The 13,644-nt window shown below is 53.5% G+C and carries 11 protein-coding genes; 8 read left to right on the top strand and 3 right to left on the bottom strand.

Features of this window, described 5'->3' with window-relative positions; all coding sequences use genetic code 11:
- Positions 1–113: 113 nt before the first annotated feature.
- Positions 114–1,751, top strand: coding sequence for a glutamine hydrolyzing CTP synthase (pyrG, locus tag ACJ9Y9_RS18780; protein WP_028016879.1), 1,638 nt, complete (start codon positions 114–116; stop codon positions 1,749–1,751).
- 82 nt (positions 1,752–1,833) lie between these two features.
- On the top strand, positions 1,834–3,129 hold the full coding sequence (eno, locus tag ACJ9Y9_RS18775) for a phosphopyruvate hydratase (RefSeq protein ID WP_028016878.1): 1,296 nt from the start codon (positions 1,834–1,836) through the stop codon (positions 3,127–3,129).
- 55 nt (positions 3,130–3,184) lie between these two features.
- Here eno and ACJ9Y9_RS18770 read toward each other — a convergent pair whose 3' ends face one another.
- Positions 3,185–4,294, bottom strand: coding sequence for an SDR family oxidoreductase (locus ACJ9Y9_RS18770; protein WP_028016877.1), 1,110 nt, complete (start codon positions 4,292–4,294; stop codon positions 3,185–3,187).
- A gap of 347 nt (positions 4,295–4,641) precedes the next feature.
- Positions 4,642–5,466, bottom strand: coding sequence for a MurR/RpiR family transcriptional regulator (locus tag ACJ9Y9_RS18765; RefSeq protein ID WP_028016876.1), 825 nt, complete (start codon positions 5,464–5,466; stop codon positions 4,642–4,644).
- Between the two features lie 165 nt (positions 5,467–5,631).
- On the opposite strand from ACJ9Y9_RS18765, the gene ACJ9Y9_RS18760 reads away from it, so the two are divergent.
- From ACJ9Y9_RS18760 to queE, 3 genes are read left to right on the top strand one after another with little or no spacing between them, the layout of a single operon-like run.
- Complete coding sequence (locus ACJ9Y9_RS18760) at positions 5,632–7,191, top strand: maltose/glucose-specific PTS transporter subunit IIC (protein WP_028016875.1); 1,560 nt, start codon at positions 5,632–5,634, stop codon at positions 7,189–7,191.
- Positions 7,191–7,898 (top strand): N-acetylmannosamine-6-phosphate 2-epimerase, encoded by a 708-nt coding sequence (locus tag ACJ9Y9_RS18755; protein ID WP_028016874.1) that lies wholly within the window; start codon positions 7,191–7,193, stop codon positions 7,896–7,898. The genes ACJ9Y9_RS18760 and ACJ9Y9_RS18755 overlap by 1 nt, the downstream gene beginning before the upstream one ends.
- A 54-nt stretch (positions 7,899–7,952) precedes the next feature.
- The gene (gene queE, locus ACJ9Y9_RS18750) at positions 7,953–8,624 is read left to right on the top strand and encodes a 7-carboxy-7-deazaguanine synthase QueE (protein ID WP_028016873.1); all 672 of its coding nucleotides are present in this window, start codon (positions 7,953–7,955) and stop codon (positions 8,622–8,624) included.
- Between the two features lie 28 nt (positions 8,625–8,652).
- Here the strand turns inward: queE and queD are convergent, their stop codons facing one another.
- Complete coding sequence (queD, locus tag ACJ9Y9_RS18745) at positions 8,653–9,018, bottom strand: 6-carboxytetrahydropterin synthase QueD (protein ID WP_195757728.1); 366 nt, start codon at positions 9,016–9,018, stop codon at positions 8,653–8,655.
- 303 nt (positions 9,019–9,321) lie between these two features.
- Between queD and cysJ the strand changes: the two genes are divergently transcribed.
- The 3 genes from cysJ to cysH are packed head-to-tail and all read left to right on the top strand — an operon-like array spanning position 9,322 to position 13,589.
- Complete coding sequence (gene cysJ, locus ACJ9Y9_RS18740; RefSeq protein WP_028016871.1) at positions 9,322–11,127, top strand: NADPH-dependent assimilatory sulfite reductase flavoprotein subunit; 1,806 nt, start codon at positions 9,322–9,324, stop codon at positions 11,125–11,127.
- Positions 11,127–12,839 carry an assimilatory sulfite reductase (NADPH) hemoprotein subunit gene (gene cysI / locus ACJ9Y9_RS18735; protein ID WP_028016870.1) on the top strand — a complete coding sequence of 571 codons (1,713 nt, stop codon included), beginning with the start codon at positions 11,127–11,129 and terminating at the stop codon, positions 12,837–12,839. The genes cysJ and cysI overlap by 1 nt, the downstream gene beginning before the upstream one ends.
- 15 nt (positions 12,840–12,854) lie before the next feature.
- Positions 12,855–13,589, top strand: coding sequence for a phosphoadenosine phosphosulfate reductase (gene cysH / locus ACJ9Y9_RS18730; protein ID WP_023308999.1), 735 nt, complete (start codon positions 12,855–12,857; stop codon positions 13,587–13,589).
- Positions 13,590–13,644: the final 55 nt, after the last annotated feature.

Raw genomic sequence — 13,644 nt, 5'->3', positions numbered from 1 at the left:
CATGGCCTGGAATGGAGATGGAGAATGAAAGTTTGTGGCGCTCGCCGTGTTCGGGTATACTACTTTCCCGTCCTGGTTATTCCATCGTTTCACCCTAACTTCTCAGGTTCAGCATGACAACGAACTATATTTTTGTGACCGGCGGGGTCGTATCCTCTCTGGGTAAAGGCATTGCCGCAGCCTCCCTCGCGGCCATTCTTGAAGCCCGTGGCCTCAATGTGACCATGATGAAACTGGATCCGTACATCAACGTCGATCCGGGCACCATGAGCCCAACCCAACACGGGGAAGTGTTCGTTACTGAAGACGGCGCTGAAACCGATCTGGATCTTGGCCACTACGAGCGTTTCATCCGCACCAAAATGACCCGTCGTAACAACTTCACGACTGGCCGCATCTATTCCGACGTTCTGCGTAAAGAGCGCCGTGGTGACTACCTGGGCGCGACCGTGCAGGTTATCCCACACATCACGAACGCAATTAAAGAACGTGTTCTTGCCGGTGGCGAAGGGCATGACGTGGTGCTGGTTGAAATCGGCGGTACTGTAGGGGATATCGAATCCTTACCATTCCTGGAAGCGATTCGTCAACTGGCGGTGGATATTGGTCGTGAACACGCGCTGTTCATGCACCTGACGCTGGTGCCTTACATGGCAGCCGCAGGTGAAGTGAAAACCAAACCGACTCAGCACTCGGTGAAAGAGCTGCTCTCCATTGGTATTCAGCCTGACATCCTGGTTTGCCGTTCCGATCGTGCTATCCCGGCGAACGAACGTGCGAAAATTGCATTGTTCTGTAACGTGCCTGAAAAAGCCGTTATTTCAATGAAAGATGTCGATTCCATTTATAAAATCCCGGGCCTGTTGAAATCACAGGGCCTGGACGATTATATTTGTAAACGATTCAGCTTGAACTGCCCAGAAGCAAATCTGTCCGAATGGGAACAGGTTATTTACGAAGAAGCTAATCCGGCTGGTGAAGTGACTATCGGTATGGTCGGCAAGTATATCGAACTGCCGGATGCCTATAAGTCAGTGATCGAAGCGCTGAAACACGGTGGTCTGAAGAACCGTGTCTCCGTGAATATCAAGCTGATTGATTCGCAGGATGTTGAAACGCGTGGCGTTGAAATCCTGAAAGATCTGGATGCAATTCTCATCCCTGGCGGCTTCGGCTACCGTGGTGTAGAAGGCAAGATCGCTACCGCGCGCTATGCGCGTGAGAACAATATTCCATACCTCGGCATCTGTCTGGGTATGCAGGTTGCGCTGATCGAATTTGCGCGCAACGTAGCGGGAATGGAAAACGCGAACTCTACGGAATTTGTGCCAGACTGTAAGTACCCTGTAGTGGCGCTTATCACTGAATGGCGTGACGAAGACGGTAACGTCGAAGTCCGTACCGAGAAGAGCGATCTGGGTGGCACCATGCGTCTTGGCGCACAGGCCTGCCAGCTGTCCGACGATAGCGTGGTTCGCAAGCTGTATGGCGAGTCAACCATCACCGAACGCCATCGTCACCGCTATGAAGTCAACAACATGTTGTTGAAACAAATTGAAGCCGCGGGTCTGCGTGTTGCGGGCCGCTCCGGGGATGATCAGTTAGTCGAGATCATTGAAGTGCCAAACCATCCGTGGTTTGTCGCCTGCCAGTTCCACCCGGAATTTACTTCAACGCCACGTGACGGGCATCCGCTGTTTGCAGGCTTCGTGAAGGCCGCCAGCGACTACCAGAAGCGTCAGGCGAAGTAAAAAAAGTTAGAACGGCAACGCGTACCCCTGGTACGCGTTGTTTGTCTGGAGTTTTAGTTTAACTTGTACTGAGGAAAATCTAATGTCCAAAATCGTTAAAGTCATCGGTCGTGAAATCATCGACTCCCGTGGTAACCCGACCGTTGAAGCCGAAGTTCATCTGGAAGGTGGTTTCGTCGGTATGGCAGCAGCTCCATCAGGTGCTTCTACTGGTTCCCGCGAAGCGCTGGAACTGCGCGATGGCGACAAATCCCGTTTCATGGGCAAAGGCGTACTGAAAGCGGTTGGCGCTGTAAACGGTCCTATTGCTCAGGCAATCCTTGGCAAAGACGCCAAAGACCAGGCTGGCATCGACAAGATCATGATCGATCTGGACGGTACTGAAAACAAATCTAACTTCGGTGCGAACGCAATCCTGGCTGTTTCCCTGGCGAACGCCAAAGCAGCAGCTGCAGCGAAAGGTATGCCACTGTTCGAACACATTGCTGAACTGAACGGCACCCCAGGCAAATACTCCATGCCAGTACCAATGATGAACATCATCAACGGTGGTGAGCACGCGGACAACAACGTTGATATTCAGGAATTCATGATTCAGCCAGTTGGCGCGAAATCCCTGAAAGAAGCGGTACGCATGGGTTCTGAAGTGTTCCACAACCTGGCTAAAGTTCTGAAAGCTAAAGGTATGAACACTGCTGTTGGTGACGAAGGTGGTTATGCGCCAAACCTGGGTTCTAACGCAGAAGCACTGGCAGTAATCGCAGAAGCAGTTAAAGCTGCTGGCTACGAGCTGGGCAAAGACATCACCCTGGCGATGGACTGTGCAGCATCTGAATTCTACAAAGACGGTAAATACGTTCTGGCTGGCGAAGGCAACAAAGCGTTCACCTCTGAAGAGTTCACTCACTTCCTGGAAGACCTGACCAAACAGTACCCAATCGTTTCTATCGAAGACGGTCTGGACGAATCTGACTGGGCTGGTTTCGCATACCAGACCAAAGTACTGGGCGACAAAATCCAGCTGGTTGGTGACGATCTGTTCGTAACCAACACCAAGATCCTGAAAGAAGGCATCGAGAAAGGCATCGTTAACTCCATCCTGATCAAATTCAACCAGATCGGTTCTCTGACCGAAACTCTGGCTGCGATCAAAATGGCGAAAGACGCTGGCTACACCGCTGTTATCTCTCACCGTTCTGGCGAAACTGAAGACGCTACCATCGCTGACCTGGCTGTTGGTACCGCTGCAGGCCAGATCAAAACCGGTTCTATGAGCCGTTCTGACCGTGTTGCTAAATACAACCAGCTGATTCGTATCGAAGAAGCTCTGGGCGAAAAAGCACCATACAACGGTCGTAAAGAGATCAAAGGCCAGTAATAGCCTTTAAGCCTTAGAATGAAAATGCCAGTCGAATGACTGGCATTTTTTTTGGCTATTTAAAATCGACTGCCATCTGTTCGGGGATTGTTAGCCCCTGAGTCGTCTGTACGCAGCGGGCGATATAATCCGTAAAGCGGGGTGGCTTCGGCATCCCCATGCTCAACAGCTTATCGTTGCTGAAGCGCACGTTAAGCGTGGCAAACGCACCGTATAAACGCATTGCTTTTAGCATCAGACGTTCGTTGCATGGACCAAAAATATTTTTCAATTCGCGGCGCATTCTAACCAGCGTTTCGTAGCTGACCTGAGCATACCGATCGCCAACAGGGGCTTTCTCCAGCGCCTGCGCCATGGCCTGATCGATATCCGCAAAGCGAACGCTGTTCTCTTCCCCAGCAGAAATATGTACCACTTCCCCAGGACGAGCGTTGCTGGTGAGCAGCATTAACAACGCATCGGCGCAATAATCCACCGGAACAACGTCGATTCTGTCTTCCATTGAGCACATAAACTTCTGCAGCATCAGGCCCATGCTAAAGACCCAGAAAATGCTGCTCGACGGCGTGCAGCCGTGACGAGTATGGCCGACGACGATGGACGGGCGAGCGATGAGCAACGGCAGGTTCGGGCACTCCTGGCGCATCAGCTGTTCGATAGTTGACTTCGAAAACGTGTATTCCACCAGGTGTTCAGCATTTTCTCTGAATTCAGCGCTTTCAGCGACCAGGGAATCCTGTTCCGGCGTGCATGACATTGCCGTGCCTACGTGCAGGAAACGCTGTAAGGCCGTCACCCGTTCCATGCGACGCGCCAGCGCCAGCGTGCCCTCGACATTGACCTTCCAGATCAGCGGATTATTACCAAAAGACGCAACAGCTGCACAGTTAACGACGTGCGTGACCTGGTCCAGGCGAGGATCGTCCAGAAATGCTTCCGGCTGGCTGAGGTCACCAATGAGGATATTATCTACGCTCAGAGAAGCCAGTTTATTCTCAGGCACATTGAATTTGCGCATGTTCTCTTGCACACGCTCCAGCCCACCTTGCGGATCGCTGGCACGCGCGAGCAAAAGGAGTTTTACGGGTTTATCATTGGTCAGTATTTTTTCGAGTACTGCACCGCCCAGAAATCCTGTTACGCCTGTAATCAATAACATCTTCATTAATACCGTCTCATTATGGTTGATGAGGCGGATTGTAGGCGCACAAAAGTAAACGGCATTTAAATAATAAAACGCCGAAAATGAAGGCTTCTTAAGCTTATTTTAAGAAAAGGAAATCAGGTGGATGTATTCGACATTGTGGAAAGGTAAAAAATTCAAATTATAAAAAAGAATATTTTAAGTTAATGATTTTAAATATCTTTTATAAGCTCAATCTTACTATTAATAGTTATTCAAAATGTAATAAGCAAAATACTTTGTTACACCATTCATTTGTCCGGTAAATGATTTAAGTGAAACTGAATACCAAAAACCGCAGGCCGTTTTATTTAGCCTGCGAACTATTTTTAGAGTAACAGAGGGAGCGTAGCGCTGGCCGTTTGTTGGCTAACGTCGCCATAATGGCCATCCAGCGCAATCATGGAAGTGGTCAGCAGCTCGACCAGCAGCATGACGCCAACTTTAGCATTGAGTGCGCCAGCGCTAAGCGGCCCTTCGGGCTTGGCGGCAACCAGCTGAATATCGCTCAGGGAAGCCAGCGGGCTACGGGGGGTATTGCTGAGGGCTAACACCTTGACGCCGCGCTTGCGTGCAAGTTTCACCACGTGGAGTAAATCCCGCGTGGAACCCGAACTGGAGATGGCCACGACCAGGGTCTCCTTCGAAAGGGTCGTCGCATTCATGGCTGCGCGGTGCATATCACTAAACAGCTGTGCGGGTTTGCCCAGCCGCAACAGCTTGTAATGCAGGTACTCACCGAGGATCGCGCTGGCAGCAACGCCATAAATTTGTACGGATTGCGCCTGGTGCAGCGCTAGCGCCGCCTTTTCAAGCAACGCCCGGTCAAGGAGTCTGGCAGTATCCTGCAAAGCCTGTACTGACTCATCAACAACGTTATCAATTTCATCTCCGGTCTGTCGCGCGGGCTGGCCCTGCTGAATATCCAGCGCAAGCGCCATTTTAAATTCGTTATATCCCTTGCAGCCCAGCGTGCGGCAAAGACGCGTGACGCTGGCCTCGCTGGTGCGACTTTCGCGCGCCAGTTCAGTGATCGTCAGGTAGAGCACCCGGGTAGGATCGTTGAGGACAAACTCGCCAAGTTTTTGTTGCGTTGGGCTGTACCCGGAAGCCTCCTGGCGTAGCTTCAGCAGCAGGTTTTCATGGTCTGACATGCTAGATCCTTAATGCGTTTCTCTGCGACTAGTGTGGCGGAAAGCAGGGGAAAGATGCCAGTCATTTTGAAAAAGTATGATCATCCTCCTGGTTTTTGATGGTAATTTTCATGTATTGATATTTTTGTGGTAAAAATTCTCATCATTAAATGAGAGGATGAAAAAATGATGCAAATGTTCAGCGGGGCTTCTTCTGGGGGATGGTTTGAAAAAGCGCAGCGCTTTGGCAAATCCTTTATGTTACCTATCGCCGTATTGCCAGCAGCAGGTCTGCTGCTGGGGATAGGTGGCGCGTTATCGAATCCAAATACCCTCGCGGCATATCCGTTTTTGGATGTGAGCTGGCTTCAGGCCATCTTCACTATCATGAGCAGTGCGGGTTCAATTGTGTTTGCGAACCTCTCGGTGCTGTTTGCTGTTGGGGTGGCTGTCGGGCTGGCAAAAAACGATAAGGGCACGGCAGGGCTGGCGGCGTTGCTCGCTTTTCTGGTGATGAATGCCACCATTAACGCGCTGCTGATCCTCACCGGAAAACTGGCACATGATAATCCTGGCGCTGTGGGGCAGGGCATGACGCTGGGGATCCAGACCCTGGAAACCGGTGTGTTTGGTGGCGTGGTGATCGGTCTCGTGACCTGCGCTCTCCATCACCGGTTTAATAAAATTGCGCTTCCGCAATTTCTGGGCTTCTTTGGCGGTTCACGTTTTGTCCCCATTATCAGCTCGCTGGCAGCAATACTCGTCGGGGCCGTCATGACCGTCGTCTGGCCGCATTTCCAGAAACTGATCTTTGGTCTGGGTGGGCTGGTGGATGCGACGGGTTATCTGGGCACAATGCTCTATGGATTTATTTTGCGTATGCTCGGCCCATTCGGTTTACATCACATCTTCTATCTTCCTTTCTGGACTACCGCGCTCGGCGGGAGTGAGATCGTCAACGGTCACCTGGTCGAAGGCACACAGCGGATCTTCTTCGCGCAACTGGCCGATCCTACGACGCGTCAGTTTTACGAAGGGACGTCGCGCTTTATGTCCGGGCGCTTCATTACGATGATGTTTGGCCTGCTCGGTGCATGTCTCGCGATGTACCACACGGCAAAACCCGAGAACAAAAAACGCGTCGCCGGGCTGCTGCTCTCTGCGGCATTAACCTCGTTCCTGACCGGGATTACCGAGCCTATCGAGTTCTCCTTCCTGTTTATTGCGCCGGTGCTTTACGTCATTCATGCGCTGTTTGACGGGCTGGCGTTCATGCTCGCACACATGCTGCATATCACCATCGGGCAAACCTTCTCCGGCGGTTTTATCGACTTCGTGCTGTTTGGCATTCTTCAGGGCGAGGCTAAAACCCACTGGATGTTCGTTCCGCTGGTCGGCGTGCCGTGGTTCTTCCTTTACTACTTCACCTTCCGCTACCTGATTAACCGCTTTGATTTTGCCACGCCGGGTCGTGAAAAAGAGGCGGTGGCGGATGAGGTCAGTCTGCCGCAAAGCGAGCGCGCTGCAGCGGTAATCGCCGGGCTGGGTGGAAAAGACAATCTGGACGAGGTGGACTGCTGCGCCACGCGCCTTCGTGTCACGGTGAAAGACGGCAGCAAAGTGAATGAAGCAGCATTGAAAGCCACCGGTGCACGCGGCGTCATTGTGCGCGGTAACGGTGTTCAGGTCATTTATGGCCCGCATGTCACGATTATCAAAAACGAAGTTGAAGAGATCTTATCGTAATGAAAACTGTACTGGATAACCTGAAAGGAAAACTGGTCGTCTCTTGTCAGGCGCTGGAAAATGAACCTCTGAATAGCCCGTTTATTATGTCACGGATGGCGCGGGCAGCGTTTCAGGGCGGGGCTGCTGCCATCCGCGCCAACAGCGTGGTGGATATTGCGGCCATTAAACAGGAGGTTTCTTTACCCGTTATCGGCATCATCAAACGGGATTATCCTGGTAGCGCGGTGTTTATCACTGCGACAATGAAAGAAGTGGATGAGCTGATGAGCGTCTCTCCGGAAATCATTGCACTTGATGCGACTGCGCGCGAGCGTCCTGGCGGTGAATCACTGTCAACGCTGGTCAGCCACATCCGTAAACGTTACCCCGGGATAGTGCTGATGGCGGATATATCCAGCGTAGAAGAAGCCGAAACCGCGCAGGAACTGGGCTTTGATTGTGTTGGAACCACGCTTTACGGCTATACGGCGGAAACTGCGGGTCATGCTTTACCTGATAATGACTGCGCATTCCTGAAGGATGTGCTGGCTGCCGTCACGGTTCCGGTGGTTGCCGAAGGCAACGTCGATACCCCTGAGCGCGCGGCCAGATGCCTGGCACTGGGAGCGCATATGGTGGTCGTTGGTGGGGCAATCACCCGTCCACAGCAGATCACTGAACGGTTTATGGCAGCGATTGGCGCGCAAAGCACCGATCGAGCATGACCATCTGGCGGGGATCTGCGATAATTATCGTTTATCCCCTTTACTGAGATGACTATGCAGTACCCGATTAACGAGATGTTCCAGACCCTGCAAGGCGAGGGTTACTTTACCGGCGTTCCCGCTATTTTCATTCGTTTACAGGGATGCCCGGTTGGCTGTGCCTGGTGTGATACCAAACATACGTGGGATAAGCTCGCAGATCGGGAAGTGTCGCTGTTTAGCATTCTGGCGAAAACCAAAGAGAGCGATAAGTGGGGCGCGGGCAGTTCAGAAGATCTGCTGGCCATTATTGGTCGTCAGGGCTGGACGGCGCGCCATGTGGTGATCACCGGGGGTGAACCCTGCATCCACGATCTGACGCCGCTAACCGAGCTGCTCGAAAAGAACGGTTACAGCTGCCAGATTGAAACCAGCGGTACCCATGAAGTGCGTTGTTCCCACACCACGTGGGTGACGGTATCACCCAAAGTGAATATGCGCGGCGGATACGATGTCCTGTCTCAGGCGCTGGAACGTGCAGATGAGATAAAGCACCCGGTAGGACGCGTGCGTGATATTGAAGCACTGGATGAACTGCTGGCAACCCTCTCGGATGAAAAGCAGCGGGTCATTGCCCTGCAGCCTATCAGCCAGAAAGAGGATGCGACGCGCCTGTGCATTGAAACCTGTATCGCGCGTAACTGGCGTCTGTCGATGCAGACGCACAAGTACCTGAATATTGCCTGAAAAAAAGCCCGGTTTAACCGGGCTTTTTTTACTCGCCGCGATAGACGCAGCCGGCGGTGCAGGTCTCTTTAATCATCACTGCGCTCAGCAGCGGTACCAGCGGTTTCATCTGAGCCCAGATCCATTTTGCCAGCACTTCGCTGGTCGGGTTTTCAAGGCCCGGAATATCATTCAGGTAATAGTGATCCAGACGATCGTAAGTTGGCTTAAATGCCGCTTTCAGCTCGGCAAAATCCATGATCCAACCGGTATGCGGATCGACTTCACCGGTGATCTCAAGACGCACCATAAACGAGTGCCCGTGCAGACGGCCACATTTATGTCCTTCAGGAACATGAGGAAGGTGGTGGGCGGCTTCGAAGGTGAAATCTTTAAACAGTGTGGTGGACATGATCGCTCTCAGTAATGCGGAAAAAACCGCCGCATAGTACCGGAAAGCACAATTTTTAGCATTAACTAAAACGGCTCTGAAGCCTGGACCGCAGGAAGTGGCCATTTTTTGTTATCTTTGTTGTGATATTTCAATCAGTTAATTAATCTGTTTTATCGTTAAGCATGATAACTAAAACAGGTTAGTCCATTTGGTTATTTATTATTTCCATCCCTTCTTTAATTGTTAGTATCCTCACCGTTAACCTTATCTTCAGTTTGGATTTATTCGCTTAAAGTCCGCTTGGCTACTGGAACATAACGACGCATGACGACACAGGCCCCACCTTCAAATTTGCTTCCCCTGAACCCGGAGCAGCTGGCGCGCCTTCAGGCTGCCACCTCTGATTTTTCGTCCACTCAGCTTGCCTGGGTCTCCGGTTATTTCTGGGGAATGCTCAATCAGCAACCGGGCGCTGTGGCTGCCGCTCCGGCAAAAGCCGTAGAAATTCCGGCCATTACGTTGATTTCCGCCTCGCAGACGGGCAATGCCCGCCGTGTGGCTGAAGCGCTGCGTGACGACCTGCTGGCTGCCAGACTGAACGTGAACCTGGTCAACGCCGGGGATTATAAATTTAAACAGATCGCGTCAGAAAAACTGCTGGTGGTTGTCGCCTCAACGCAGGGGGAAGGTGAGCCTGCTGAAGAAGCGGTGGCGCTGCATAAGTTCCTGTTCTCGAAAAAAGCGCCAAAACTGGACGGCACGGCTTTTGCGGTGTTTGGCCTGGGCGATACCTCTTATGAATTCTTCTGCCAGTCTGGTAAAGATTTCGACAGCAAACTGGCTGAACTGGGCGCAGAGCGTTTGCTGGATCGCGTTGACGCCGACGTGGAATACCAGACCGCCGCTGCTGAATGGCGTGCCCGCATCGTTGAGGTGCTGAAAGCGCGCGTCCCGAAAGAGACGCAGGCACAGGCCGCGTTTACCGCGACGGGTGCTGTCAACGACATCCATACCAGCCCTTACACTAAAGAGGCTCCGCTGGCCGCGAGCCTGTCGGTTAACCAGAAAATTACCGGCCGTGATTCTGAAAAAGACGTGCGCCATATCGAAATCGATCTCGGTGACTCAGGCCTGCGTTACCAGCCGGGCGATGCGCTGGGGATCTGGTATCAGAACGATCCAGCGCTGGTAAAAGAGCTGGTCGAACTGCTGTGGCTGAAAGGGGATGAGCCTGTCACTGTGGAAGGCAAAACGCAGCCGCTCTCTGAAGCGCTGCAGTGGCATTTCGAACTGACGGTGAATACCCCGAATATTGTAGAAAATTACGCTACCTTAACCCGCAGCGAATCGCTGCTGCCATTCGTGGGTGATAAGGCGAAGCTGCAGCATTACGCGGCGTCAACGCCAATTGTCGATATGGTGCGTTTCTCTCCGGCTCAGCTGGATGCCGATGCGCTGATCGGCCTTCTGCGTCCGCTGACCCCGCGTCTGTACTCCATCGCCTCTTCGCAGGCCGAAGTGGAGAGTGAAGTGCATGTTACCGTCGGCGTGGTGCGCTACGACATCGAAGGCCGCGCCCGCGCGGGTGGGGCATCAAGTTTCCTGGCGGATCGCGTGGAAGAAGAGGGCGAAGTGCGCGTCTTTATCGAGCACAACGACAACTTCCGCCTGCCTGCGAACCCGGAAACCCCGGTCATCATGATTGGCCCAGGCACCGGCATTGCGCCGTTCCGCGCCTTCATGCAGCAGCGCGCGGCAGATGAAGCGCCGGGTAAAAACTGGCTCTTCTTCGGCAACCCGCACTTTACGGAAGATTTCCTCTACCAGGTTGAGTGGCAGCGCTATGTTAAAGAAGGCGTACTGACCCGCATCGATCTGGCCTGGTCTCGTGACCAGAAAGAAAAAGTATACGTACAAGACAAACTGCGCGAACAGGGCGCAGAGCTGTGGCGCTGGATCAATGACGGTGCCCACATTTATGTCTGCGGCGACGCTAATCGCATGGCGAAAGACGTTGAGCAGGCGTTGCTGGAAGTGATTGCCAAATTCGGTGGTATGGATGCCGAAACGGCAGATGAATATTTAAGTGAGCTGCGCGTTGAGCGCCGTTATCAGCGAGATGTCTACTAATGAGCGAAAAACATCCAGGGCCACTGGTGGTCGAAGGTAAACTGACAGACGCCGAGCGCATGAAGCTGGAAAGCAACTACCTGCGCGGCACCATTGCTGAAGATCTGAATGACGGTCTCACCGGCGGTTTCAAAGGCGACAACTTCCTGCTGATCCGTTTCCACGGTATGTACCAGCAGGACGATCGCGATATCCGCGCCGAGCGTGCTGAACAGAAGCTGGAGCCGCGTCACGCGATGCTGCTGCGCTGCCGCCTGCCGGGTGGGGTGATCACCACCAAACAGTGGCAGGCGATCGACAAGTTTGCCGGTGAAAACACGATTTATGGCAGCATCCGCCTGACTAACCGTCAGACCTTCCAGTTCCACGGCATTCTGAAGAGGAACGTGAAGCCGGTACACCAGATGCTGCACTCGGTTGGGCTGGACGCGCTGGCGACCGCCAACGACATGAACCGTAACGTGCTCTGCACCTCGAACCCGTATGAGTCCGAGCTGCACGCCGAAGCCTATGAGTGGGCGAAGAAGATCTCTGAGCATCTGCTGCCGCGCACGCGCGCTTATGCGGAGATCTGGCTCGATCAGGAAAAAGTTGCCACCACCGACGAAGAACCGATCCTTGGCCAGACCTATCTGCCGCGTAAGTTCAAAACCACGGTAGTGATCCCGCCGCAGAACGATATCGATCTGCACGCCAACGACATGAACTTCGTAGCGATTGCTGAAAACGGCAAGCTGGTGGGCTTTAACCTGCTGGTGGGCGGCGGCCTGTCCATCGAACACGGCAACAAGAAAACCTACGCCCGTACCGCCAGCGAGTTCGGCTTCCTGCCGCTTGAGCATACGCTGGCCGTGGCGGAAGCGGTGGTAACCACCCAGCGCGACTGGGGTAACCGTACAGACCGTAAAAACGCGAAAACCAAATACACCCTGGAGCGCGTGGGCGTTGAGACGTTTAAAGAAGAAGTAGAACGTCGCGCCGGCATTAAATTTGAGCCGATCCGCCCTTACGAATTCACCGGTCGCGGCGATCGCATTGGCTGGGTAAAAGGCATCGACAATAAATGGCACCTGACGCTGTTTATCGAAAACGGCCGTATTCTGGATTATCCGGGGCGTCCGCTGAAAACCGGTTTGCTGGAAATTGCGAAGGTCCACAAGGGTGAGTTCCGCATTACCGCCAACCAGAACCTGATCATTGCTGGTGTGCCTGAAAATCAGAAGGCGAAGATCGAGAAACTGGCGCGCGATCATGGGTTGATGAATGCGGTGAAACCGCAGCGCGAAAACTCGATGGCCTGCGTGTCATTCCCGACCTGTCCGCTGGCAATGGCTGAAGCGGAGCGTTTCCTGCCGTCATTCACTGACAAAGTTGAAGCGATTCTGGAAAAACACGGTATTCCTGACGAGCATATTGTTATGCGCATTACCGGCTGCCCGAACGGCTGCGGCCGCGCTATGCTGGCAGAGATGGGGCTGGTCGGTAAAGCGCCAGGCCGTTACAACCTGCATCTGGGCGGCAACCGCATCGGTACGCGTATCCCACGGATGTACCGTGAAAACATTACTGAATCGGAGATCCTCGATTCGGTCGACGAACTGGTTGGGCGCTGGGCGAAAGAGCGTGAAGCGGGTGAAGGCTTCGGCGACTTTACGGTGCGTGCGGGCATCATTCGCCCGGTGCTCGACCCGGCCCGGGATTTCTGGGAGTAACAACGCGAGGTGATTATGTCCGTACTCGATCTAAACGCCCTGAACGATCTGCCAAAAGTCGAACGCATTCTGGCGCTCGCAGAAACCAACGCCCACCTGGAAAAGCTGGACGCCGAAGGGCGTGTAGCATGGGCGCTGGAAAACCTGCCGGGTGACTATGTGCTTTCGTCGAGCTTTGGTATTCAGGCGGCGGTCAGTTTGCATTTGGTGAATCAAATTCGTCCGGACATTCCGGTGATCCTCACCGATACCGGCTACCTGTTCCCGGAAACCTACCAGTTTATTGACGAGCTGACGGACAAGCTCAAGCTGAACCTGAAAGTTTACCGCGCGACGGAAAGCGCGGCCTGGCAGGAGGCGCGCTACGGTAAACTCTGGGAGCAGGGCGTTGAGGGCATTGAGAAATACAATGAGATCAACAAAGTTGAGCCGATGAACCGGGCGCTGAAGGAGCTTAATGCACAGACCTGGTTTGCAGGGCTACGCCGCGAGCAGTCCGGCAGTCGCGCCACGCTACCCGTGCTGGCGGTTCAGCGCGGGGTGTTCAAAGTGCTGCCGATCATCGACTGGGATAACCGGACGGTGTATCAGTACCTGCAAAAGCACGGGTTGAAATACCATCCGCTGTGGGATCAGGGTTACCTGTCGGTGGGGGATACCCACACCACGCGTAAATGGGAACCGGGAATGGCAGAAGAAGAGACGCGATTCTTTGGCCTCAAGCGCGAGTGCGGACTGCACGAAGGGTGATCCCATTTCCTCCCTCTCCCTGTGGGAGAGGGTCGGGGTGAGGGCATCAGGGCGC

Source organism: Enterobacter sp. CPE_E1241, from assembly GCF_045618265.1.
In the GTDB taxonomy this organism is placed as follows: domain Bacteria; phylum Pseudomonadota; class Gammaproteobacteria; order Enterobacterales; family Enterobacteriaceae; genus Enterobacter; species Enterobacter adelaidei.
Note: the sequence above shows the minus strand (reverse complement) of the source record. Positions and strands in the feature narration are given on the sequence as shown.

Coding starts and splice junctions, on each gene's coding strand:
- pyrG (WP_028016879.1), top strand. CDS start 114: ATGACAACGAACTATATTTTTGTGACCGGCGGGGTCGTATCCTCTCTG.
- eno (WP_028016878.1), top strand. CDS start 1,834: ATGTCCAAAATCGTTAAAGTCATCGGTCGTGAAATCATCGACTCCCGT.
- ACJ9Y9_RS18770 (WP_028016877.1), bottom strand. CDS start 4,294: ATGAAGATGTTATTGATTACAGGCGTAACAGGATTTCTGGGCGGTGCA.
- ACJ9Y9_RS18765 (WP_028016876.1), bottom strand. CDS start 5,466: ATGTCAGACCATGAAAACCTGCTGCTGAAGCTACGCCAGGAGGCTTCC.
- ACJ9Y9_RS18760 (WP_028016875.1), top strand. CDS start 5,632: ATGATGCAAATGTTCAGCGGGGCTTCTTCTGGGGGATGGTTTGAAAAA.
- ACJ9Y9_RS18755 (WP_028016874.1), top strand. CDS start 7,191: ATGAAAACTGTACTGGATAACCTGAAAGGAAAACTGGTCGTCTCTTGT.
- queE (WP_028016873.1), top strand. CDS start 7,953: ATGCAGTACCCGATTAACGAGATGTTCCAGACCCTGCAAGGCGAGGGT.
- cysJ (WP_028016871.1), top strand. CDS start 9,322: ATGACGACACAGGCCCCACCTTCAAATTTGCTTCCCCTGAACCCGGAG.
- cysI (WP_028016870.1), top strand. CDS start 11,127: ATGAGCGAAAAACATCCAGGGCCACTGGTGGTCGAAGGTAAACTGACA.
- cysH (WP_023308999.1), top strand. CDS start 12,855: ATGTCCGTACTCGATCTAAACGCCCTGAACGATCTGCCAAAAGTCGAA.